The 21,545-nt window shown below is 71.0% G+C and carries 21 protein-coding genes; 8 read left to right on the forward strand and 13 right to left on the reverse strand.

The window, feature by feature from the left end:
• Window positions 1-44 precede the first annotated feature (44 nt).
• The 5 genes from D2L64_RS05270 to D2L64_RS05290 form a co-directional block, all read right to left on the reverse strand.
• Window positions 45-1,013 (reverse strand): DUF1702 family protein, encoded by a 969-nt coding sequence (locus D2L64_RS05270; RefSeq protein ID WP_119573556.1) that lies wholly within the window; start codon window positions 1,011-1,013, stop codon window positions 45-47.
• Between the two features lie 148 nt (window positions 1,014-1,161).
• Entirely contained in the window at window positions 1,162-2,154 is a 993-nt protein-coding gene (locus D2L64_RS05275; protein WP_119573557.1) for a DUF1702 family protein, read from the reverse strand.
• Window positions 2,155-2,238: 84 nt separating this feature from the next.
• On the reverse strand, window positions 2,239-2,823 hold the full coding sequence (locus D2L64_RS05280; RefSeq protein ID WP_158603449.1) for a copper resistance CopC family protein: 585 nt from the start codon (window positions 2,821-2,823) through the stop codon (window positions 2,239-2,241).
• Window positions 2,820-3,398, reverse strand: coding sequence for a hypothetical protein (locus tag D2L64_RS05285; protein ID WP_119573558.1), 579 nt, complete (start codon window positions 3,396-3,398; stop codon window positions 2,820-2,822). Before D2L64_RS05285 ends, D2L64_RS05280 begins: the two co-directional genes overlap by 4 nt.
• A gap of 147 nt (window positions 3,399-3,545) precedes the next feature.
• Window positions 3,546-4,586: a carboxymuconolactone decarboxylase family protein gene (locus D2L64_RS05290; RefSeq protein ID WP_233558778.1), complete on the reverse strand. Its 1,041-nt coding sequence runs from the start codon at window positions 4,584-4,586 to the stop codon at window positions 3,546-3,548.
• A 355-nt stretch (window positions 4,587-4,941) separates the two neighbouring features.
• On the opposite strand from D2L64_RS05290, the gene D2L64_RS05295 reads away from it, so the two are divergent.
• From D2L64_RS05295 to D2L64_RS05315, 5 genes are all read left to right on the forward strand, one after another.
• On the forward strand, window positions 4,942-5,529 hold the full coding sequence (locus D2L64_RS05295; RefSeq protein ID WP_119573686.1) for a DUF5987 family protein: 588 nt from the start codon (window positions 4,942-4,944) through the stop codon (window positions 5,527-5,529).
• Entirely contained in the window at window positions 5,526-7,163 is a 1,638-nt protein-coding gene (locus D2L64_RS05300) for a GMC family oxidoreductase N-terminal domain-containing protein (RefSeq protein WP_119573560.1), read from the forward strand. Before D2L64_RS05295 ends, D2L64_RS05300 begins: the two co-directional genes overlap by 4 nt.
• A 62-nt stretch (window positions 7,164-7,225) precedes the next feature.
• The gene (locus D2L64_RS05305) at window positions 7,226-8,278 is read left to right on the forward strand and encodes a carboxymuconolactone decarboxylase family protein (RefSeq protein ID WP_233558779.1); all 1,053 of its coding nucleotides are present in this window, start codon (window positions 7,226-7,228) and stop codon (window positions 8,276-8,278) included.
• Between the two features lie 1,497 nt (window positions 8,279-9,775).
• Entirely contained in the window at window positions 9,776-10,612 is an 837-nt protein-coding gene (locus tag D2L64_RS05310; RefSeq protein ID WP_119573561.1) for a helix-turn-helix domain-containing protein, read from the forward strand.
• A gap of 171 nt (window positions 10,613-10,783) precedes the next feature.
• Entirely contained in the window at window positions 10,784-11,548 is a 765-nt protein-coding gene (locus tag D2L64_RS05315; RefSeq protein ID WP_119573562.1) for a MerR family transcriptional regulator, read from the forward strand.
• 106 nt (window positions 11,549-11,654) lie between these two features.
• Here the strand turns inward: D2L64_RS05315 and D2L64_RS05320 are convergent, their stop codons facing one another.
• Entirely contained in the window at window positions 11,655-12,458 is an 804-nt protein-coding gene (locus D2L64_RS05320) for a TIGR03084 family metal-binding protein (protein ID WP_119573563.1), read from the reverse strand.
• Window positions 12,459-12,554: 96 nt separating this feature from the next.
• Between D2L64_RS05320 and D2L64_RS05325 the strand changes: the two genes are divergently transcribed.
• From D2L64_RS05325 to D2L64_RS05335, 3 genes are all read left to right on the forward strand, one after another.
• Window positions 12,555-12,782 carry a hypothetical protein gene (locus tag D2L64_RS05325; protein ID WP_119573564.1) on the forward strand — a complete coding sequence of 76 codons (228 nt, stop codon included), beginning with the start codon at window positions 12,555-12,557 and terminating at the stop codon, window positions 12,780-12,782.
• 378 nt (window positions 12,783-13,160) lie between these two features.
• Complete coding sequence (locus D2L64_RS05330) at window positions 13,161-14,345, forward strand: acyl-CoA dehydrogenase family protein (protein WP_233558795.1); 1,185 nt, start codon at window positions 13,161-13,163, stop codon at window positions 14,343-14,345.
• A gap of 44 nt (window positions 14,346-14,389) precedes the next feature.
• Window positions 14,390-14,818 (forward strand): SgcJ/EcaC family oxidoreductase, encoded by a 429-nt coding sequence (locus tag D2L64_RS05335; protein ID WP_119573565.1) that lies wholly within the window; start codon window positions 14,390-14,392, stop codon window positions 14,816-14,818.
• Between the two features lie 242 nt (window positions 14,819-15,060).
• Here D2L64_RS05335 and D2L64_RS05340 read toward each other — a convergent pair whose 3' ends face one another.
• From D2L64_RS05340 to D2L64_RS05370, 7 genes are all read right to left on the reverse strand, one after another.
• A complete protein-coding gene (locus D2L64_RS05340) occupies window positions 15,061-15,510 on the reverse strand; it encodes an SCP2 sterol-binding domain-containing protein (RefSeq protein ID WP_119573566.1) in 450 nt (149 codons plus the stop codon).
• A gap of 74 nt (window positions 15,511-15,584) precedes the next feature.
• Window positions 15,585-15,764 carry a hypothetical protein gene (locus tag D2L64_RS05345; RefSeq protein ID WP_119573567.1) on the reverse strand — a complete coding sequence of 60 codons (180 nt, stop codon included), beginning with the start codon at window positions 15,762-15,764 and terminating at the stop codon, window positions 15,585-15,587.
• 70 nt (window positions 15,765-15,834) lie between these two features.
• Entirely contained in the window at window positions 15,835-16,884 is a 1,050-nt protein-coding gene (locus tag D2L64_RS05350) for a methyltransferase (RefSeq protein ID WP_119573568.1), read from the reverse strand.
• Window positions 16,881-18,035: an aminotransferase class V-fold PLP-dependent enzyme gene (locus tag D2L64_RS05355; RefSeq protein ID WP_233558780.1), complete on the reverse strand. Its 1,155-nt coding sequence runs from the start codon at window positions 18,033-18,035 to the stop codon at window positions 16,881-16,883. The genes D2L64_RS05350 and D2L64_RS05355 overlap by 4 nt, the downstream gene beginning before the upstream one ends.
• Window positions 18,032-19,267, reverse strand: coding sequence for a tryptophan 2,3-dioxygenase (locus tag D2L64_RS05360; protein WP_119573569.1), 1,236 nt, complete (start codon window positions 19,265-19,267; stop codon window positions 18,032-18,034). Before D2L64_RS05360 ends, D2L64_RS05355 begins: the two co-directional genes overlap by 4 nt.
• Window positions 19,268-19,347: 80 nt before the next feature.
• Window positions 19,348-20,034: a tryptophan 2,3-dioxygenase family protein gene (locus tag D2L64_RS05365; protein WP_119573570.1), complete on the reverse strand. Its 687-nt coding sequence runs from the start codon at window positions 20,032-20,034 to the stop codon at window positions 19,348-19,350.
• A 297-nt stretch (window positions 20,035-20,331) separates the two neighbouring features.
• A complete protein-coding gene (locus tag D2L64_RS05370; RefSeq protein ID WP_119573571.1) occupies window positions 20,332-21,141 on the reverse strand; it encodes a helix-turn-helix domain-containing protein in 810 nt (269 codons plus the stop codon).
• Window positions 21,142-21,545 lie beyond the last annotated feature (404 nt).

Below are 21,545 nucleotides of genomic sequence, written 5' to 3' on the forward strand. Positions count from 1 at the left end.
CAGCAGGTGGCAGTTCTCGTCCGGCCTTGGGTAGATCAGTCGCATCAGTTACTGGCGGCCGCCACGAGCACATTTCTGATCCTTTGTCGCCACACTTCGTACGCTGGCATCCCGTCCGCCGGGCCCACCCCGGTGCGGGTCTCGTCTGTCACCGCCGACGCGGCCTCGGTGGACAGCCCGCAGAGCACCTGGGTGGCGGTCTGGTTGTGTGGCACCACCAGGCCAGCGCGCACCCGTGCCCCGGCGGCGAAGGCCGAGCCCTGGGCCAGGTCGCCCCGGTAGGGCCCGGCCGACTCGCGGAGCCGGCGCAGTCCGGCCTCGTCCGCACCGCCGGCATAGGTGGCGGCCAGCCCGGCGCCGGCCCACAGGTCCGGGCGGCGTGGTTCGGCGAAGCCGGCGAACAGCCGCGCCAGCCGGTCGGGATCGGCACCGACCACGAACCAACTGGCGCGCCCGATGCCCTGGTCGATCGCGCGCACCGCGTAGCCGCCCGGGTCGTCGCCCGGCCAGGGGAACGTCTCCTCCCGGTAGCGCTGGTCGACGTACCGGCGGGTGTGGAAGTAGGCCTGGTGGAAGCCGTAGCCGTCGAGCACCAGCCAGCGCAGCAGCGGGTCCGGCGCGTACAGCCGGGACCAGCGGAACCGGGGCAGCCGGGCCATCGCCCAGCCGACGCCCACGTAGGCCATGTAGACGTGCGGGTCGCCGGGGCCGGCGAGGAAGTCGGCGACCCGGCGGCCGGATCCGGGCAGCGCGTCGCGGATGGCGAGCGCCATCGCCGCGCCCTCGTAGGCGAAGCCGCGCCAGGTGGGCGCCAGCCGGTCCAGGGGAGTCTGGACGTCGGCGGCGACCCGTGCCTGTGCCGCCTCACCGAACCCGGTGAGGAAGGAACTGCCGACGGTCTCCAGCCGCACCCGCGTCGCCTCGTCGGTGACGTGGAATCCCCGTACGTCGCAGCGCGTCTCAGAAATGTCCGGGGTCATCACACGCCGCCGAAGCGTTCGCCAAGCCTTCATTCAGCACTCCCCAGGGCCACGGATGTGATGCCATTATTTCCACCCCGGAGAGAGAGATTCTTCTTCATTGTTGCGGCGCTTCTAGGTAATCGTGGGCATGGTTGACCCGCACCCGGGGCACCGGGCGCACAATAGATAGTGGGAATCGCTAGGAAACGTACGTCGCGGGCATCGGGAAGTGTTCGCGGATCCGCCGGCGCCACACCTCGTAGTCCGGCTCGGCGGGGTCGACGAGGCCCGCGACGGCGACGTCGTCGGCGAGCGCGGCGGCCGCCTCGACGGAGATTCCGGCCAGCGCGGTCAGCCCCACCGCGGTGTGCTCGGGCTGGAAACCGGAGAAGTGGCGGGCCTTCGCCGCGAAGACCGCGCCCTGCGCCAGGTGCGCGTGTTCCGGTCCGGCCGCGTCGACCAGGGTCCGCAGGCTGGTCAGGTCGGCCCCACCGGCGAAGGTGGCGGCCAGGCCGACGCCACTCCACAGGTCGGGTTGCCGGGCCGGGGCGAAGCGCCGTACGGCGGTGGCCACCTCGGCCGTGCGGGCCCCGTGGATGAACCACAGGGCACGACCGATGCCCTGGTCTACGGCGCGCGGGAAGTAGTCCGCCCGCCCCTGCCAGGGGTACGCGGGCAGCAGCTCCTGCCGGTTCACCCACCGGTCGGTCTCGAAGTAGGCCCGGTCGAAGCCGTACCCGTCGACGGCCAGCCAACTCATCGTCGGGTAGTACGGGGTGCCGCTGAGATCGGGCAGCACCTTCTTCCAGAGCGGGCGGGGCAGCCGTGCCATGGCGAACCCGATGCCGATGTAGGTCAGGAAGGTGTGGGGTCGGCCCGGGCCGGCGAGCAGGCTCCGGGCCCGGTGTCGGCGTGGGCCCGGCAGCGCGTCGAGGACGGTGAGTGCCATCGCCGCCCCCTCGTAGGCGAAGCCCCGCATCTCCGGTTCGACCAGTTCCAGCCGGCGCTCCAGCTCCCACTGGTCACGCATGTCGATGCCCCATTCGAAGCCGCAGATGACCGCCTGGGGGATGGCCTCCAGTCGGCGGGTCACCTCGTCCGGCGTCACGGGGAATCCGCGGTGGGCGAAGGTCGTCTCCACCAGGGACGGAGTCAGGACCAGTCGCCGTAGCGAACCAAGGGTGGTCGGCATCGTCGTCCTCCTCACCCGGCCCGGCGACGCGCCGCGGCCGGCGTACTCATGGTCGTAGGCCGGCCGCCCTGCGCGCGCCTTCGTTCATGCGCTGTCGTAGGTCCAGGGGCGGTTCTCGCGGATCTTCGGGCGGCGCAGCAGCACCACCGCCGCCACCAGTACGAGTACCAGGTCCAGCAGGAGCAGCCCGAGGTTGACCGGATCGTCGCTGCCGTGCTGGTGCGCACCCGGCACGATCGACGGGGTGTCCAACGAGGCCGGCGCCGGTGGCATGCCCGTGCCCACGGTGAACCGGCTGAACCCGGACAGTTGCTGCCCGTCGACGAGCAGCACGTGGTACGCGGCCAGGTACTCCCCCGCTGGGGTCGCCGACAGTGGCAGGACCATCCGTTGCGCCTCGAGCCGGGCCGGGCCGGCCGCGACCGGCGGGCCGCCGCCGGCCGCGACCACCGACAGATGGAACTCCCGGGCCACCGCCGGGCCGTCGAAGGTGACCACCACGTCCGCCGGCGCCGTGTCCAGGGCCGCACCGTCGGCCGGGCTCACCTGGGCGACCTGGGCCGTGGGCGGGTCGCTGACGGCGGCCAGCACCACCACCGCGCAGACCACCGCCGCGAGTAGGTAGCCGAACCAGCCGGATCGGCGAGCCGGTCGTGCGGTCGCCGTCACGGCTTTGCGGCGGCGACCGTCAGCCCGGTGGCGCAACTGCAGCTCATCCGGGCCGCCTCGGCCTGGTTCGGCCGCAGGTGCAGGTACATCGCGACCACCATCGGGAGGAAGACCACCGTGTTGTAGAACAGGTGCAGTTCGACCCGGGGGATGACCAGTTGCAGCAGGCTGGTCGGTACCGCCTGACCGAAGAACACGGTGCTGGTCTGCGCCTGCACGAAGAGCAGCAGGTGTTCGATGTGGTGCCAGAACTGGAGTCCGAAGGCGACCATCCACCAGCCCCGGGACCGCCCCACGAAGCCGCCCCGGAGCAGCCACAGACCGACCAGCATCACCAGTGCGTACCCGTAGTGCAGCCACTCGGAGGCGACCAGCCACGGGTACGCCAGGCCGAGCACTCCCCGCGACTCGGGCACCGGCCAGCCCATCACCCAGATCTGGTACGCCTGGGTGAGGTGCTCGGCCCAGTGCGCCAGCACCACGATCATGAACAGGTTCAGCGCCGCGCGGTGGTGCCGGCCGTTGATCGACTCGGTAAGGCTGACCCGTTCGGGTCGACCTGTGTCGAGACTCATGCGGCCTCCTCTCCGTCAGTGCCGGCCGAGCCGTCTCTCGCCGACAGCACGTATCACTGTGCCGGGTAACGACGGAGCGCAGTTTCTTCTCCCGTGCTCAATCGGTGACCATGGGTGACTCCGTTGTGGACACCGGCCCGGGATCGCCTACCTCGCCGACAGCGCCGCCTGCCGGGTGCCGATCAGCGCCGACGCCGACCAGGCGGCCCAGGCCGCCGCGTCCACAAGCGACCGATCGGTCGGATGGTGCCGGCGGAACTCACCGACCACCTCGCCGTCGACCTGGTACGAGGCCACCGCGGTGAGCAGGCACAGCCGGGCGACGGCCCGGTCGGCCGGGGGCAGGTCGGCGATCAGTTGCTCACACCAGGCGGTGCTGATCCCGGTCTCCGCACCGCGCCACCCGGCCAGGTAGTCGGTCAGCAGATCGCGTACCTCGGCGGAGACGGTGCGTTCGGCCGCCAACCGGAAGACCTGGTGGGCTCCGGCCACCGCGGCAGCCACCGCCGGTCGGGGAGCAGCCCAGGACGCCTCCGGCGGCAGTGGTGCCGTCGGCAGCAGGTCAAGGCTGCGTCCCGGAACCCGGGGGTCGCGCAGGGTGGGGCGCATGACCCGGCTGATGCCCTGCTTGAGGCGGCGACGGGACCAGGGGGCCAGGCCGGGCGGGAGCAGGAAGTTGGCCAGGAAGACGTTCACCATCCGGGTCAGGTAGTGGAACGCGACCACCACGCCGAGCAGTTCCGCCCGGTCCCCGGCGGTGAGTCCGGGCGGCGCCGGCACGGCGTCGTCGAGCTGGTGGGCGGTACGCGCCCACGCCGTCACCGCCCGCAACGCCGGATCGACGAGGTCCTGCAGGCGGTCAGCGGCGACGGCCTCGGCGGCCTGCTCGCCGGAGAGGTCGTACATGCCGACGGTGTGCATGTCCGCGCAGTACGGGCAGATGTTGGCCACCGACACGGCGGCGGCCACGGCCTCCTTGGTGCCCCGGTCCACCGGTCCGACCGTGACCATCGGCTCGCGGACCAGCGCCCAGTAGGCGGCCAGCACGTCCGGCGACGGGGAGTGCATGAGCGCGGGCGGCACCACGAGACGCATCTCGTCGGCCACCTGTGCGTAGACCTCGGCGACCACACCGGTGGCCGAGGCGGCCGGCACCGGAGACACGTACCTGACCTGACGTTGGATCACCGAGGACGCTACTCGGCCAGCGACCATCCCTGCCTCCATTCGTTGCGGTACGTGCGGCCAGTATCGACGCGCGGCAACGTGGTTGGGGCGCGATGGCCGGTCCAGCGCACGACCGAAGAAGACGGCGGGTCGGCGCCGCCGGGTGGGTGAGCCTTCTTTCCCTTGCCGGCATCGGCACGAGCGCAACGACGAAGATGCGGGCTCGTCGTACCGCCGCAACGATGGGGCGAACGCGAACTACGAGCGTTGCCCGGCGGGACACCGAAGCGCTCACGGACGGCACCGAAGTCGCCCGTCGAGTGCCTCCTCGGTCTCGTACCCGTTGCGGCGGGTGGCCCGTACCGGCACGCCGATCATGACAGGAGGCGATGCGGTGCAGCCCGACAATCCCGAACGCGACCCGGAACGGACCCTCGTGCTGGAGGCGTTCGCCGACACCATCATTCCCGGTGAGAAGCGGTTCCCGGAGGACCGTGCGGTCGCCGGTGCCACGACCGGCGGCGGTGCGGTGGCGGCCGGTGCCGTCGAACTGTTGGAGACCCCGGCCGGCGGGCTGGCCGAAGCGTTGGACTCGCTGGTGTTCTCGCTCAACGAGCACACCCGTGAGTACGCCGCCGAGCACGGCCTGACCCTCGACCCGGCCGTGCCGCCGTTCGTCGCGCTGCCGTTCCCGGACCGTACCGCCCTGGTGGCGGCGCTCACCCGACCGGACCACCCCGAGAAGCAGATGTGGGTGGGCCTGGCCCTGTTCAGCAACATGGCCTTCGACAGCGCCGCCCACCTGAGCACCCCGCAGGCGCTGGCCGCCGGCCACCCCGGGCTGCTCACCATCGGCTACGAACAGCCGCAGGCGGACGGCCTCTGGCGGTTCGACTCCTTCTCGTACGGCCGCCAGTTGGCCGACCTCCACCCTGACACGACGGCGACGGGCAGCCCGGCATGACGACCATTGAATCGACCGACGTCCTCATCATCGGCAGCGGCTTCGGCGGCGCGATCCCCGCCTACCATCTCGCGGCGGGCGGCGCCAGGGTGACCGTCCTCGAACGGGGTCCGTGGCTGCGCGGCGAGGAGTTCGACCACGACTTCCTGCTCGGCTCGTCGTACACCCGGGTCTTCGACTTCGTGGTGGGCGACGGCATGAGCGTGCTCGGCGGCAACTGTGTCGGCGGCGGCAGCGTGGTGTACTTCGCCACCATGCCGCGGGCGCCGCGCTTCGTGTTCGAGCGCCACGGCAGCATCGGGCGCCGGATGTGGCCCGCCTCGATCAGCCGGGACTCGCTGGATCCGTGGTACGACCGGGTCGCCGAGGCGCTGCCGATCACCCGGCAGAGCTGGGACAAGGTGCCGTACGCGGGTGGCCTGTTCGCCAGCGCCTGTGCGCACGCGGGCCGCACCGCCAACCCGGCGCCCTCCGCGATCGACGTGGACATGTGCACCAACTGCAACTGGATGATGGCCGGCTGCCGGTTCGACGCCAAGCGTTCGCTGCTGCTGAACTATCTGCCGGCGGCGCTCGCCCACGGCGCGGAGATCCGCCCGCTGCACGAGGTGCAGCGGATCACCCGCACCGCCGACGGCGGCTACCAGGTGCACTACCGGATCGTGGACGGCGAGGACTACCGCATCCTGCACGACAGCGGCACGATCGAGGCGAAGATCGTCATCGTCGCGGCGGGGGCCGGGGCGACCCCGGTGATCCTGCAGCGGTCGGAGCCGGAGCTGGGCACGATGCCCGCCGCGGTCGGACGCTACTTCTCCGGCAACGGCGAGCGGCTGAACACCGCGGTCTTCGACGAGGACCGGGTCCGCGAGGTGCTCGGGCTGTCCCGTCCGGACGGTCGGGCCTACCAGGCGTACCAGATCGGTCGGGGCCCGACGGTGGCCAGCTGGGATCGGCTCGACGGCAACCTGCCCGAGTTCGAGCGCTACTCGCTGGAGCAGCTGTACTTCCCACCGGGGCTGGGCACCATCCTGGCGCAGGTCCCCGACGCGACCGGTCCGTCGTGGTTCGGTGTGGACAAGAAGGAGATGCTGCGCCGCTGGCAGTCGTGGTTGACCATCTTCATCATGTCCGAGGACGACAACGAGGGTGTCTTCGGGCCGCCGCCGGAGACCGGCAACGCGCACCGGTTCTCCCAACAGATGCTGGGCCACGGGCCGCTGCGCTACCGCCCCACCGCGAACACCCGGCGGGGGTGGTCGCTCGCCGACGCCGACATCAAGGACATCCTGGAACGCGACGGGTTGGCGAAGGTCGCACCGTGGACGAACGACCTGGTCGGGGCGTACACGGTGCATCCGCTGGCGTCCTGCCGGATCGGCGACGACCCGGCCACCTCGGCGCTGGACGACCGGCACGAGCTGCGGGGACATCCCGGGATCTTCGTCACCGACGGTTCGGCGGTGCCGGGTGCGTTGACGGTGAACCCGGCGTCGACGATCGCCGCCCTGGCCGAACGCGCCATACCAGGCATCGTCCGGGCCGCGCAGGAACGGGGCATCTCCGTCACCTACGGCGCGCCGTCGCCCGACGGTGAGACCGCCGGCCGGCGGGCCGTACTCAACGCCCGATGAACCACCGGTGCGCCGGCTGGTGAGGTGACCGGCCGGCGCACCGGGCCACGGAGGGGTGATCGGTGGGAAAGCTGATCAGGCGAATCGCCCGCCCTGCGACGGCGCTGCAACTGCGCCATGTCGCGCCGGTGCCGCCCGGCCGCGCCGGCAGGCCGGTCACTGCGGTGTACCGGCAGGTCGAGCGGGACTTCGGGATGCTCGCGCCGCCGGTGGCGCTGCACGCCGTCGCACCGCCGGCGCTGGCCGCCGCCTGGGCGATGTTGCGCGAGGCGCTACTCGCGCCGGGTGCCGTCGAACGCGACGTCCGGGAGGTGGTGGCCGCCGGGGTGTCCCAGGTCAACCGCTGCCCCTACTGCATCGAGGTCCACGGCAGTGCGCTGGCCGGCCTGCTGGGCGGGGCGGACGCCCGGGCCGTACTGGTCGGCGGGCTGGCGGAGTTGCGGGACGCCCGGCTGCGCCGCGTCGCCGACTGGGCCGTCCACGGCGGGCCGCCGCCGTTCCCGGCCGAGCACGCACCCGAACTGGTCGGGGTCTTCGTGGTGTTCCACTATCTCAACCGGATGGTGAACGTCTTCCTGCCGGAATCACCGCTGCCGCCGGTACCCACCCCGGTGGCAGCGGCACTGCGTCGGGGTGCGGCTCGGCTTCTCGGCGGGCTGGCCCGCACCGTGGTGGTGCCCGGCGAGGCACCGGGCCTGCTGCCTCCGGCGCCGCTACCGGCGGACCTGTCCTGGGCGGCGGGCCGGCCGCACGTGAGCGCGGCGTTCGCCCGGGCCGCCGCGGCGGTGCAGGCGGCCGGCGAACGTAGTGTTCCGACGGCGGTACGCCAACTGCTGGCCGCGCAGCTCCCCCGGCTCGACACGCCCCCACCGGCGCTCGGTGAGCCCACCTGGTTCGACGCGGCGGTCGCCGCCCTGCCCGTACCCGATCGCGCGGCCGGGCGCCTGACGCTGCGGATCGCGTTCGCCTCCTACCGGGTCACCGACGACGACGTGGCCCGGGTACGCGCCGCGGGGTACGACGATCGTGCGCTGGTGGAGTTGGCCGCCTGGTCGAGCCTGGCCGCGGCCCGCCACCTCGGCGCGCGCGCGTTACCCGGCCCGGCGACCCGGTAGCCACGCGGAGAGTGCGTTTCCCAGTCTTGTTCTGAACCACCGTGATCCATCTCCCCCCTGGCGGAACACCGGCCGTGCGCGCGGATATCCCATCCTCGGCACCTGCTCGGACGACACCTGCCACACGGATACAGATCCTGTTGCGGGATCTGCGACGACGAGAGTCGCAGCGTCGCGCTCGACCGTGATTGGCTCGCCCGCGGCAGCCGGGCGGGACCGATCGGCGGGGATCCCCTCATTGGCGGATGCCTCTGGGTGGCAGGTTGACCGACCCCGGAGATAGTTCGCTTTCCCGATCGACGAACGACTGATCCACTAGACCGGCCCGACGACCGGGGATCGATCAACTGATCCCACCCCACCGCCGACTCGACCTCCGCACCGACGGAAAGGGGTGGGTGAGCTGACCGATCGGTGGAGGTGTTGCGGCGAGATTACGCAACCGGGCCGACGATGTCATCGCGCCGCCGAGCCCTTCGCGGCACCCGCCGGGCACCCACGGACGCTGTCCGCACCCGCCTGCTCCGGGCCAGGACCACCAGGTCTGGCCTGGTGACTGGGAGCGATTCCACGATCCGCGGGATCGGCGCCGTCGGATCGTCGGGCGGAATGGTCCCGGCTCACCGGCGCACCCCAGCCGACCGGTCACCACGTTGTTCGACCGGATTCGCCGCGCATTCCTGGCCGTGCCGACGCCCTTACCTGCGGGCGACGGTGTGGCGAACTCGCCACTCGGGTTCGGGGCATGGCCGCTCATTCTCGCAGCGTGCCGCGGGACGCCGGAGCCAGTTCGGACATGCCGCTTCACGATCGACGGGTGAATTGGAAGTGCAGCCACCGGAGAAGCGCGGCACAGTTCCGTCACCCAAATCGGTTCACGACAATCGGATAGCAATGAGAACGCATTGCCAAACGCATCCGAGCGGACGCGAAGCGCGGATCGCCGCATTCTCGATTCATTTCTTCGGCACTCGGAAGACATCAACATCTCGGCCTGGACCGCGTCGATTATCGTTAACAAGCAGTCATGTCGGACAGCCTCCTCGTCGACGATACGAGAAGTACGTGAACAACACGACCATAGCCGACCTTCCGCCCGGCAGGGCAGGTCAGCGGCGTGCTTACCGCGGCGAAGGACGATCAACTACTTGCCCCGGACAACCCTGGAAAGTGGGTCGCACCGCTATCCGCGCAGAAACCCGAGCGGAGACGTGCACAATGGAGAAAGTGCTGCTCAAGGGCTATCCGACTTCACGATTGCGCTCCGTGGCCCCCCAATGATTGACAGTATTGTCAACTGCTCTGGGCTGGGCTAACCTCGACCCGAAGCGGGGGGCTCACACAGGGGTGAGAGTGACGCAGGAGCGCGCCTTCGGGCCCACTCCGGCAATCACAAGCGTCACTGTAGGGCATTACCGGTACCGTGGCCACGATTCTTCATGCGACAATTATTGACTCAGGTCGCACGGTCAACCGGAAGGTCGACGGGAGGCGTTCATGGAGGAATCAGCCAAGCAGGCTGTGAACCGGGCAATCACTACTATGCGGGAGAATCTCGGCGAGCAGCTGACGGTCGATGACATGGCCAGGGCGGCGATGTTCAGCAAGTTCCACTTCACCAGGATCTTCCAGCGGGCCACCGGGCTGTCACCGGGCCGCTTCCTGTCCGCGCTGCGCCTGCAGCGGGCCAAGCACCTACTCATCTCCACCACGCTGAACGTCGCCGACATCAGCCTGCGGGTGGGCTACAACAGCGTCGGCACGTTCAGCTCCCGGTTCACCCGCAGCATCGGCATGCCGCCGACCGCCTACCGACGCCGCGCCGGGTACGCCCCGTTCATCAGCACGGAGCCGGAGCGGGCCGCGGTGTCGACGGCGCGGGTGCACGGTCGCATCCCGGTGCCGCAGGACCGGCCGGACGGCCCGGTCTTCATCGGCCTCTTCGCCGACCGGATCCCCGAGGGACGCCCGGTCTGCTGTGCGGTACTACCCGGCGCCGGCCGCTTCCAGTTCGACGCCGTGCCACCCGGCTCCTGGTACCTGCTCGCCCAGGCCGTGACCGCCGGCGGGGACGGCGGTCCGGACGAGGCCAACCAGCCGCTCGCGGTGGCATCGCACGGACCGCTCACGATCCGCCGGGACTCCGACGTCCGGGTGGACGTCGAACTTCAGCCGATCCGCGACGTGGACCCGCCGGTCCTGCTGGCCCTGATGGACAGCCGCAAGCTCGCACTGGCTCGGATCGCGGAGGAACAGTCCGACAGGCTGATGCCGGCGCCACCCGGCGCCGTGACCATCGGCCAGTTCTGTGAGTCCGGCCGCACCGCGGCCTGACCGATAAGACCTCCCGCCCCCCGGCTCCAGCGGCAGCCAGCCGCTCCCCGACGCTCATGCCACGACTGAGCGATGGGATTGTCACCCGGCGCGAATGTGCTCACGTGGGACAATCACGCTAGGGATGGTGAGCCAACAGGGGGACCGGTGAGCCAACTGGGGGGAAACTGGATGCGCATCTCCGACCTGAGTCGCCGCACGGGCGTACCCGTCGCCACGATCAAGTTCTATCTTCGAGAAGGTCTACTGCCACCCGGCCGGCCGACCGGCCGCAACCAGGCGCAGTACGGCGAGGCACACTGCCGCCGCCTGCTGTTCATCCGCGCGATGACCGGAATCGGCCAGCTCGACCTGTCCACGGTGTTGGAGCTGCTGGCCGCCATCGAGGACGGCGAGCTGTCGTTGCCCGGGCTCTACCAGCGCACCAATCGGGTCGTCTACCCGGACCTCGACAGCAGCAAAGCCATCGACGACGTCGCTGCCGAACGGGACGAGGTCGACCGTTTCATCGACGAACGCGGCTGGCGGGTCGGCCCCGACGTGCCCGGGCGGAACCGGCTGGCCCAGGTCCTCGCGGCGTTACGCCAACTCGGCTGCGACTGCCAGGTCGACTTCTTCCAGCCGTACGCCCAACTCGCTGAGGAGTATGCCGAGCGCGAGCTGAGCCTGCTCCCGCGCGACGAGGAGATCGAGCGGGCAGCCGCGGTGGCCCGAGCGGTGCTACTCGACGTCGCGCTCGCCGCGCTCCGGGGAATCGCCCAGGAGCACCTGGTCAACCAGCGTTTCGGTGACACCGCTCCGCCATCTGGGACGGTCGAGCCGATCCCGCCGATCTCACCACGCCGCCCCTCCACCGGGGCGGCCAACGGCGGTCACGCCGCGCGCAACGCCGGCCCGCCCGTCGAGGTGCCTCGCCGGCCCCGACGGATCCGCTGACCCGCAGGCGCGTGCTCGACCGGTGGGTACGACGATCGGGCAGGTCTCGCGGTCGACGCGCGAGCCGCAGCTCCGGCACGGCGGCGGGCCGCCGTGCCGGAGGCGCTCAGCGGCTGATGGCCGCGAACTGGCCGGGTCGCCGGCCCTCACCCGCCGGTCCCCGGTACGCCTGTGCGATGTCCAACCAGCCCTCGGCCACCTCACCGGAGGCGGTGAGCGCCAGGTCGTCACGGTGACGTCGGCGCGTGACCAGCAGGCAGAAGTCCACTGCCGGACCACTGATCCGTTCGGCCGCATCCGGCGGCCCGAACGCCCACACCTGGCCCGACGGCGCGGTCAGCGCGAACCGGAACTCCACCTCCGGTACCGCCATGTCCCGCGCCAGGTAGCCGAAGTCCCAGGTACGAACCGCGAACGCCACCAGGTGGCCGATCCGGTCGGTGTACCGCCGCCGTACGCCGAGCGCGTCGGCGACGTCCTGCCCATGGGCGAAGGTCTCCATCATGCCGGCCGCCGCGAGCACGGCCGCCGGCAACGGCCGGACCAGCCACGGCACCACCTGGTCGGGCGCCAACGCGCCGAGGGCCCGCTCCGCACCGGCCCGTTCGGCCCGCCAGCGGTTCAACAACACCGGCGGCGGCTCGGCGAGGAACTCGGCCAACGCCGCGTCGACGTTCGCGCTGAAGTTCGGTGTGAGTCGGGACAGGACCCCCTGGAACGCCTCCGCGTTCGACGCGGCCAGCGCGGCAAGCCGGAAGGTGGCGGCCAGGTGGGCGATCTGGTGGGCGATCGTCCACCCCGGTGCCGGAGTGGACGTGGCCCACGCCGCCGGGTCCAGGTCGGCGACCAACCGGTCGAGTTCCTCCCCATCGGCGATCAGGTCGGTGATCACGTTCGGCTGCTGCGTCACTCAGTTCCCCTTTCACGTGGCACGTCGGTCCGGCGTCGTGATGTCGTTGGCGCCGATCAGTCGATCTAGGAGGCGGACGCCTGGGTCAGTTCGAGGATGCTGGACGCACCGGACGGTGTCTTCTCCCTGGTTGCCGTCCACACCTCGGTCGGTCGCCGGGAACCGGCGAGGTCCAAGGTGGCCAGCGGCGGCCGGCTGCGGCGCCGTTGGTCACCGCTCCCCCACTTCGGTGCCGGGCGACCACGCCGGGTGCAGCAGATTCCGGCCGAGTTCGCGCAGCGTCTCGACGAGTTGTTCGCAGCAGCCCGAGCACACCCGGAATAGGGAACGTCCGCGTCCGGACGTTCCCTATTCCCATTCGATGGTGTCCGGCCCATGAGGGGGAGTTGGGCCAGGCGCCACCGGGTCAGGTGCGACACAATCGTCACTCCCGCCCCACCGGACCGGCATCTCCTGATATGCGACGTGTTCCCCCGCGCTCCAGGTACCCGCAGCCGGTCGATCCGGTCGAGGGCGACCTGGCCGGCAGCGGGCGGGTACCCCGCACTCTCGAAGATGCGTCCAGCTCAGGGCAGATGCGACGGTCGTGGCTGGGCGGCGGAGAGCACCGCGGCGTGCACGACGGTCCGCCCGGCTCGACCACGCCGCGCCGGGCCCTCGCCGCCACGGCACCGTACGGGCACTTCCGGCCGTCCAAGGAGGATTCTGTTGGCGACGAACGTTCCATCACACGACGAACTGCTCGACCGGGTTACCCAGCTCGTGCCGCAGCTGCGCAAGAACGCCGCCTGGTCCGATGAGCACCGGTCGCTCCCAGACGAGTCGATCGACGCCCTCGCCGAGGCGGGGGTGTTCCGGATGCGGACGCCCCGACGCTACGGCGGCTACGAGTCCGACACCCGGACCCTGGTGGACGTTGCTGCGGAGCTGGGCCGGGCCGACGGCTCCCTGTCCTGGGTGGCCTCGGTGTACTGGATTCCGACCTGGATGACCGGCCTGTTTCCCGACCACGTCCAGGACGAGGTCTTCGCCGAGCCGGACGTGCGGATCTGCGGGACGCTGAGCCCGAGCGCGATGGCCGCGCCGGCGCCCGGCGGCATCGTGGTCAACGGCCGGTGGGGTTTCATCAGCGGTGCGCGCCACAGCGGCTGGCAGGAGATCGTCGCGGTGCTGATCACCCCCGATCAGGAGCCGATGCCGGTGATGGCGCTGGTGCCGATGTCCGACCTGCAGGTCGTCGACGACTGGCAGACCTCGGGGCTGCGGGGCACCGGTAGCGTCAGCACCATCGCCCAGGACGTCTTCGTCCCGCAGGACCGGGTGCTGCCGCTGCCGGCGGTGCTACAGGGGCAGTCCGCCTCGCAGCGCAACGCCGACTCGCCGATGTACCGGGCTCCGCTGCTGCCCGTCGCGTCGGCATCCTCGGTCGGCACGCTGCTGGGGCTGGCCCGGGCAGCCCGCGAGGCGTTCCTCGAGCGCCTGCCCGAGCGCAAGATCACCTACACCGACTACCAGAGCCAGGCCGAGGCCCCGTTGACCCACCTTCAGGTCGCCGACGCCACGATGCGGCTCGACGAGGCGGAGTTCCACGCCCACCGGCTGGCCGCCCTGGTCGACGGCAAGTGCGCGAACGGCTCCTCGTGGACGATCGAGGAACGCTGCCGGGCCCGGGCCGACATGGGCGCGGTGGTGGCGCGGGCCAAGGAGTCGGTGGACATCCTGAGTACCGCCAGCGGCGGTTCGTCCATCTACGACGGCGTACCGATCCAGCGGATCCAGCGCGACGTGCACGCCGCCCACCTGCACGCCCTGATGCACCCGGACACCAACGCCGAACTGTACGGCCGGGTGCTCTGCGGCCAGGAGCCGAACACCCTCTACGTCTGACCGCCCGGCCCGCCCAGCGGGCCGCACCACGAAAGTGAGACAGCATGTCCACTGGCACCGCGACCGCGTCGAACGGTCCCGCCGTCGATCCGGCCGAGATCGCCGCCCTACCCAAGCGCATGATCGAGACCTGGGCCGCGCACGACGCGGACGGCTTCGCCGACCTGTTCGTCGAGGACGGCACGCTGATCCTGCCCGGTCGGTTCCAGCAGGGCCGTGAGGCCATCCGGGCGTTCATGGCCGCCGCCTTCCAGGGCCCGTACCAGGGCAGCCGGGTCACCGGACAGCCGATCGAGATCAAGCCGCTCGGCCCGGGGTCCGTCGCGCTGATCACCGAGGGCGGGGTGATCCCGGCCGGGGCGGACGAGTTGCCGGCCTCGGCCGCCATCCGGGCCTCCTGGATCCTGGTCCACCGCGATGGCCGGTGGCGCCTGGCGGTCTACCAGAACTGCCCGCGCGACCTGCCCGCCTGAACCCGCTGACCACCGGTTGCCGCGCCCCAGGGCGCGGCAACCGGTGGTCAGCGACTCCCGGACACACAGACGGCGGGGCGCCGCCGGTCGAGCCGACCGGCGGCGCCCCGCTTTCGGGTCATCTCAGTGGGGAGGAAGCACGCGGACGACAGCCAGAACGGTGCCACCGAGCCGGGTGGGCACGGTCGGTCGGGCCGACGGTCGGCGCGACGTCCGCCTGGCCTCCCCTCCCAGGCCGGATCTCAGGGCCGCGGAGCGGCGAAGAAGTTCGGGAAGCGGGCGGTCAGCCCGAGGTCCCCGCGGGTCTTCAACCGACCCCGCATCACCAGCATCACCGCGTGCGCGTTGCCGGTGACCAGGTGGACGAAGTCGGCCGCGGCGAGGTTCAGGGTCAGTTGCGGCTGCCGGTCGGCGCTCGGCGACAGGGTGCAGGTGCCGTCGGCGATGATCATCTCGTAGGTGTCCACGCCGCCGTCGGGCCGGTCACCGATTCGCCAGTGCACGACCGCCCGGGTGCGGCCGGCGGCTTCGGGGCGGAAGGCGGACGGCATCCCCCCGATCAGGTGGTCGAGGATCTCGCCGCGCCGTTCGCCGCGCAGCACCTGCCGCAGTTCGTCGATGGGCGTGCCCTTGACCAATCGGGCGAACTCGACCGGGTCCATTGCTTCGGCACGTACGTCTTGGATGGACATCGAACTCCTCCGTCGGCGGATGACGGGGCCGCTCGCCGCGCCGCCGGGCGGGCCCGGCGGCACTGCTGCCCACCTCAGTCGAGACCGCGCATGATGTGCGGCTCGCCGTCGTCCTCGCCGAAGCAGCGGTTCATCTGCTGCGCCCGGGCCCACAGGTCCAGGCAGCTCGCCGGGCCGACGGGAGGCGGGGCGGCCGGCTTGGCGGCGGCCCTGGTCGGGTCGGGCAGAACATCGACCACCGGGTCGTTGGTCATCCCCGTGCCCTCCCTTCGCCACCTCATCCTCGCCGTGACTCGCCGGGCTGGCATCTCTCAGACTGCGCAGCTACCCGGCATGCCCACTCTCCTGACCAACGGGCGTCGGCTTGTACGCGATGACCAGTTCCCAGGTAGCGGGAAGTACCGCCACGTGCCGAAAGCCGATCTCCGCGAGCAGGGTGGTGTAGAAGCCCACCTCGCGGAGGCGACTGACGCTGCTGTCGACGCCGATCAGGAAGTAGCTCCAGAAGAATTGCACGGCCAGCCGGTCCGGGGTGCGGAATTCCTCACAGATGAGCAGCAGCCCGCCTGGTTCCAGCGCCGCGTAGGCCTGTTCCAGCAGCCGGCGGGCCACCGCGTCGGGCCAGTCGTGCAGAACCCGGACGAACGAGAGTGCGTCGTACCCGGACGGCAACGGCTCGGCGAAGAAGTCGCCGCCGATGAAGCCCAACCGGTCCGGGTGACCACGGCTGGCCCGGGTGGCCGCCACCAGGGGCGCCACCGCCGGCAGGTTGTACACGTCGGCCCGCAGGTCCGGTGCGGTGTCGAGGATGTGCGCGGCGAGCGTCCCGTCGCCGCCGCCCACGTCCAGTAGCCGCCGGCGGTCCGACCAGAGCCGGTCCCGGTGGCCGCGGACCGCCGCGATTGCCGGCCCCAGTCCCAGCGCCATGCTGCGCTCGAACTCCGCGGTCTGGGCGGCTGTCTTCGGCGGCCAGGCGAACTCGGCACCGATACCGACCTCGCCACGCAGGCTCTCGGCGAGCCGGCCGTGCAGCTGACGCCAGGGGTAGCGGTCCCGATCCTGTTCGATCGAGCCTGGGCCGAGGACCGCGAGGACGGCGTCACGCAGCCCCGGCACCGCCCGGTAGCTGGTCGCGCCGATCTCGTCGCCGGGTTCGTCGCGGGTCAGGAGACCGAGGCTCTCGATGCAGTCGAGAAACTTGTAAAGCCGCAGCGGGAGCACTCCGAAGCGACCGGCCAACGCGTCGAGCCGGGCCGGTCCGGGCTCCAGCGCGTCGAGTAGTCCCAGGTCGAGTGCGGTGCGCAACACGTCGATGGCCTTGGGGCCGTTGGCGAGCAGGCTCAGCAACGCCCGGGGCGAGAGGGTGACGGTCACCGGTGCAGCTCCTCGTGCAGTGCGTCCATGAACGTGTCGACCTCGTCGAGGGTGTTGTAGGCGTGCGGGCCGACCCGCAGGTAGCCGCGCCAGCTACAGATCACGCCGCGGGCGGCCAGCCGCTGTTTGACGATCTCGCCGTCGGGGACGTCCAGGCACACCACTCCGCCGCGGGTCTCGTCGGCGGGGCTGACCACGGCGATACCGGCGGCCTCGGCCCGGTCCAGCAGCCGTTGGGTCAGCGCCAACGAATGTCGCCGGATCGCGTCGACGCCGACTCCCGCCAGCAGGTCCAGCCCGACCTGGGAGAGCAGGGAGGTGAGCGGGTACGGCGTGCCACCGGCGAAGCGCCGTACGCCCGGCGCCCACCCGGACGAGGGCCGGAAGGTCAGGGCGCGGTCGCCGGCCTGCCAGCCGGTCGCCGCCGGAGCCAGCTGCGGCACCAGATCGGGCCGGACGTAGAGGAACGCGGTACCGACACCGCACAGCCACTTGTGGGCACCACCGAGGACGACGTCGACGCCGAGGGCGGTGACGTCCAGGGGCATCACCCCCACGGTCTGGAAGGCGTCCACCACCACCAGCGCCCCGACCTGGTGGGCACGGGCCACCAGGCGAGGCAGGTCGACGGTGGCGCCGGAGCTGAAGCTGGCGTGCGGCACACAGACCAGCAGCGTGCGCTCGTCGAGCTTCGCCTCCAGCGCGTCCTGGTCCAGGCGGGGGCCGCCGGTGCCGACCACGTCGAGGGCGGCGCCATAGCGGCGGTACGCGCGGAAGATGAACGGCACCGTCGGATACTCGAGGTCCGTGATGAGCACCCGGTTGCGCGGCGGGCGGTAGTCGAAGCACGAGGCCAGCCGGGCGAGGAAGGTGCTCAGGTTCGCGTCGGTGAGGACGCTGCCCCGCGGTGCGCCGATGAGTGCGGCCAGCGAGTCGGCGTACCGGTCGAGACCGACGTGCCAGTCCTGCCAGACGTCGTCACGCCAGGAGCGCAGCGTCTCCCAGTAGTCACGCAGCACCTGTTCGGCGCCACGGGGCACGGCACCGGTGGAGTTGCTGCTCAGGTAGACGCCGGTTCGCAGCAGCGGGAACTCGGCGCGTAGCGCGGCCTGGGTTCCGGTGTCGAGGCATCGGGGGTCGGGCGGCGTCACGCGCAGCGCCTCGTATCCCGGCCGCCGGTGGTCACGGCGGTGAAGACCGGCTCGGCGCTGACCTGCGCCAGGTACGGCGTGCCTTCGGTGTAGCCGGTGCCGGACCGTGCGCCGAGCATCCGAACCGCCACCCGCAGATGGGTACGTCGCCACTGGGTCAGGGCGTCGGCGAACGCGGCCATCCGACGCGCGACCAGGGCTCGGTCCGCGCCGGTGAGCCGGCCGTCGGCGGTGGCCGACCGGTAGGCCGTGTCGATGGTGGGCTGGCCGTCTCGTGCCTGGGCGCGCACCTCCGGCACCGACCGGTAGGCCACCGAGTCCAGCCGGGCCCTCTCCGGGGGCCGGCACAGCGCCTCCATGAGCTTGTAGGAGCGGGATTGGATCGCGCTGGCCCCCTCGGTGTACTGACGGAACGTGCGGAAGGACTCCGGTTGCATGGTGGCCAGGAGAGAGAAGAGCGGACCGGCGGCACGCAGCAGGTCGCCGGCGTGGCCGAGCCGGTCGGCGGCACCGCCCGGCGCAGGTCCGACGAGTGTGTCGACGGCCGAGCGGAGTTCGTCGGCGACCCCGGCGAAGAGACACTCGTAGCCCTGGAGCACTCGGATGAACAGGTACTCGTCGTGCGTGACGTGGACGGGCAGCATCGTCAGCCGCAGCGGCGGGTCCCCGGGGGCGGCGAGGTCGCGGGCGACGGCGTGCAGGCCGGCAGCGGCAGCCAGGGGGTCCGCGGCGGCCACCTCGGCCTGCCCGAGACGGGCCAGGGCGGCAGCGGCGGCTCGGACACCGAGTCGGCAGCGTTTGGCGACCACTGCCGGGCCTGGCCGGTGCTGCGGAAGGAGATCGGTGCGCTGCCCGGCGGCGGCCAGTTCGAAGGACAACGAATCTGCGACGAGGCGAACGAACAGCCGGTCCCGGTCCCACCGTCGGGCCGTCAGGTCGGTGGCGGGGACCGGCTCCTGCGCCCCGACGGGCAGCCGCAGCAGCCGCAGGGCGAGGTAGCTGCGGTAGTCGTAACAGCCGTCCCACTTGTCGAGAGCGATGTCCAGGAAGTCGATCAGCTGCCGCGACGCGGTGTCGCCGCCGGTGACCGTCTGCCGGGCCGCGTCGAGCAGGGCGAGGAAGCTCTTGTCGACAAAGTGTTTGCCGACCCGATGGAATTCGTCCAACACCCCCGCATAGGGAAAGCTGTGCGATTCGGCCGCGTCGGACAACCAGAGACTCAAGGCACGCACGCGTCACCCCTCGGAATTGATGAGACGAACCACCATCGAAAGCTGCCGGACAGGCTGCCGGGCTAACGGGGTTGACCGCGCTATTCTTTGGCGGCGGAGTTCGTACGCGCCTGCCATAGTTGGGGAAAGAATCGATGTCCAGCGAGTTTGGCCAGCATGTTCGCCGGGCTGCCGGGACTGCCGGCCGGGGCGTGGCCGCCGATTCGCAGCGCCACCTGGTAGTGCCGGACCCGCCACAGCGCAACCCGTTCGTCCCATTCCACCATCGCCTCGGCGAGCCGGTGCAACGGATCCGACAGGTCCGCCGGGCACAGGTCGGCCGGCGCGCCACCCCGGGCGGCGAGCTGCGCGTCGAACGCGTGGCCGAACTGCCGGCTGCCGGCCTGGACCTGCCGCCAGCCCGGTGACTCGGCGCCAGAACCGTTGCCGAGAGCCGGCTGCATCGCGGCAAAGTCCACAGGGGACAGATGTCGCAACATCTCCAGCTGATCGGTGATCAGCCGGATCGCGAGCGTCGCCCGACCCAGCAGCGTCTCGGCGGCGCCCGGCTCGCCAGCGGCCAGCCGGGCGGTCGCCTCGGCAAGTTCCGCCGAGGCCAGTTTCAGCCACAGCTCAGCCGACTGATGCACTACCTGGAATAGCAGCTCATCACGATGGATCACCTCACTCGGTGACCGCTGCAGACCCAGCAGAGCATCCGTTCGCATATAACGCGCATAGTCCGTGGCGCCGGTCCCGGACAGGACGGGCGTGTGGTCATGCTTCACGGAAAAGCCCTCCGGATCGACACGGGCGCATCGGATCGGCAATGCGTTGGCGGCAATCATCCAACGATGCACAGCAATGCGCTACCCCTCGGTCGCAGCGAGTTTCGAAACTCCCCCGACCGTTCGTCGCGGACGATGCGTGCTCCGGGCGCCGTTCGCACTGGTCTCCCGACGATCGGCCGACTCCATCTCGATCTCGTCGGGTACGGCGCACGGCAGGACGGTCCCAATCCGTGGTCGCCGCCGCGTCTGGCCGCCCGCGACGTGGTCCTGCCTGGCGTCCGGCGGGACCGCCCGTCAGGCGGCGGCCCCCTCCTTCAGGTACGACGGCCGGTCGCCCTGCGCCGTCTGCCGTTCGGCCAACGCGTACGTCCGGACGTCGAGCAGCGCCAGCAGCACCGGCGGGTCCAGCGCCCGCACCGGTCGCAGCACCAGGTCGGCGGAGACAACGGAGTCGCGCCGGACGAAGATCGGGCCGTGGCTGGCCACCGCGACCGGCCGGTCGGGGCAGGCGCAGTCGGCAGCCGGGTGCATCTCGTGCGGGCCGACCGACTGGGCGAGCAGGTACCAACTGCCGAGCGGAACGGCGTCGAATCGGATCCGTCCCGGACGTTCGAGCACGGCACAGCGGACCGGCGGCCCTTCGGGGATCGGTCCGGGGAAGAGGCCGGCGAAGATGAGTGCGCCGTCGTGGGGCTGCGCGGTGCGCAGCCCGAAGGAGAGTCGCGCGTTGGACGGGATCCGGGTACCGGCGTCGACCGGGATCACCGGTGCGTACCCGGCCCGACGTCGGTACGTCGTCGGAGGCATCCCCACGCTGCGCGTGAAGCGGTTACTGAAGGTGCTGACGCTGCTGTAGCCGACCTCGGCGCTGATGTCGGCGACGTTCATGCCGGTGGAGAGCAGCAGGTGTTTGGCCTTCTGCAGGCGCAGGGCAGACAGGAAGCGCCCGGGAGAGATGCCGGTGACGCGCTGGAAGAGTCGGGTGAAGTGGAACTTGCTGAACATGGCGGCCCGGGCGAGGTCGTCCACGGTCAGCGGATCCCCCATCCGGTCCCGCATGACCGCAATGGTCCGCAACACGGCCCGTTCGGCAGCGTCTGACATGACGAATCACACCTCCGGTTACGACAGATAAGATCGCACCCGACCGGCCGGACACCACAATTTTCCGTACCGCCGGAACCGCATTCCTGGCGATCCTGCCGCAATTCACTTTATGCAGATTGCATCTCGATCCCGAGCGTATCCGAGCCGCGGACCCACGGCAACACGCGCCCACTTCAGAGGCGACGGGTGCGCAATATCGAAGCAGAAATGGATATCCGCGCTATTCACTGACCAGCGACCCGCACGGGCGCCGCCGCCAAGATCGATCATGGTGTCGGCCCTTCGGGAACGCCCATGGGCTGCCGGGTCGACCTGAACTCAACCTGGAGTGCGCCAACGGGCACGCGCCCCGCCCGGAGGCCGAGACTTCGACAATGCCGCGTGGGCGGGCGCCGCACGTG

Origin of the sequence: Micromonospora radicis (assembly GCF_003583405.1) — a bacterium.
GTDB classification, from domain to species: domain Bacteria; phylum Actinomycetota; class Actinomycetes; order Mycobacteriales; family Micromonosporaceae; genus Micromonospora; species Micromonospora radicis.

Bases quoted from the DNA above. Each gene is read 5' to 3' on its own strand.
- D2L64_RS05270 (WP_119573556.1), bottom strand. From the start codon at position 1,013: ATGAAGGCTTGGCGAACGCTTCGGCGGCGTGTGATGACCCCGGACATT.
- D2L64_RS05275 (WP_119573557.1), bottom strand. From the start codon at position 2,154: ATGCCGACCACCCTTGGTTCGCTACGGCGACTGGTCCTGACTCCGTCC.
- D2L64_RS05285 (WP_119573558.1), bottom strand. From the start codon at position 3,398: ATGAGTCTCGACACAGGTCGACCCGAACGGGTCAGCCTTACCGAGTCG.
- D2L64_RS05295 (WP_119573686.1), top strand. From the start codon at position 4,942: ATGACAGGAGGCGATGCGGTGCAGCCCGACAATCCCGAACGCGACCCG.
- D2L64_RS05300 (WP_119573560.1), top strand. From the start codon at position 5,526: ATGACGACCATTGAATCGACCGACGTCCTCATCATCGGCAGCGGCTTC.
- D2L64_RS05310 (WP_119573561.1), top strand. From the start codon at position 9,776: ATGGAGGAATCAGCCAAGCAGGCTGTGAACCGGGCAATCACTACTATG.
- D2L64_RS05315 (WP_119573562.1), top strand. From the start codon at position 10,784: ATGCGCATCTCCGACCTGAGTCGCCGCACGGGCGTACCCGTCGCCACG.
- D2L64_RS05325 (WP_119573564.1), top strand. From the start codon at position 12,555: ATGCTGGACGCACCGGACGGTGTCTTCTCCCTGGTTGCCGTCCACACC.
- D2L64_RS05335 (WP_119573565.1), top strand. From the start codon at position 14,390: ATGTCCACTGGCACCGCGACCGCGTCGAACGGTCCCGCCGTCGATCCG.
- D2L64_RS05340 (WP_119573566.1), bottom strand. From the start codon at position 15,510: ATGTCCATCCAAGACGTACGTGCCGAAGCAATGGACCCGGTCGAGTTC.
- D2L64_RS05345 (WP_119573567.1), bottom strand. From the start codon at position 15,764: ATGACCAACGACCCGGTGGTCGATGTTCTGCCCGACCCGACCAGGGCC.
- D2L64_RS05370 (WP_119573571.1), bottom strand. From the start codon at position 21,141: ATGTCAGACGCTGCCGAACGGGCCGTGTTGCGGACCATTGCGGTCATG.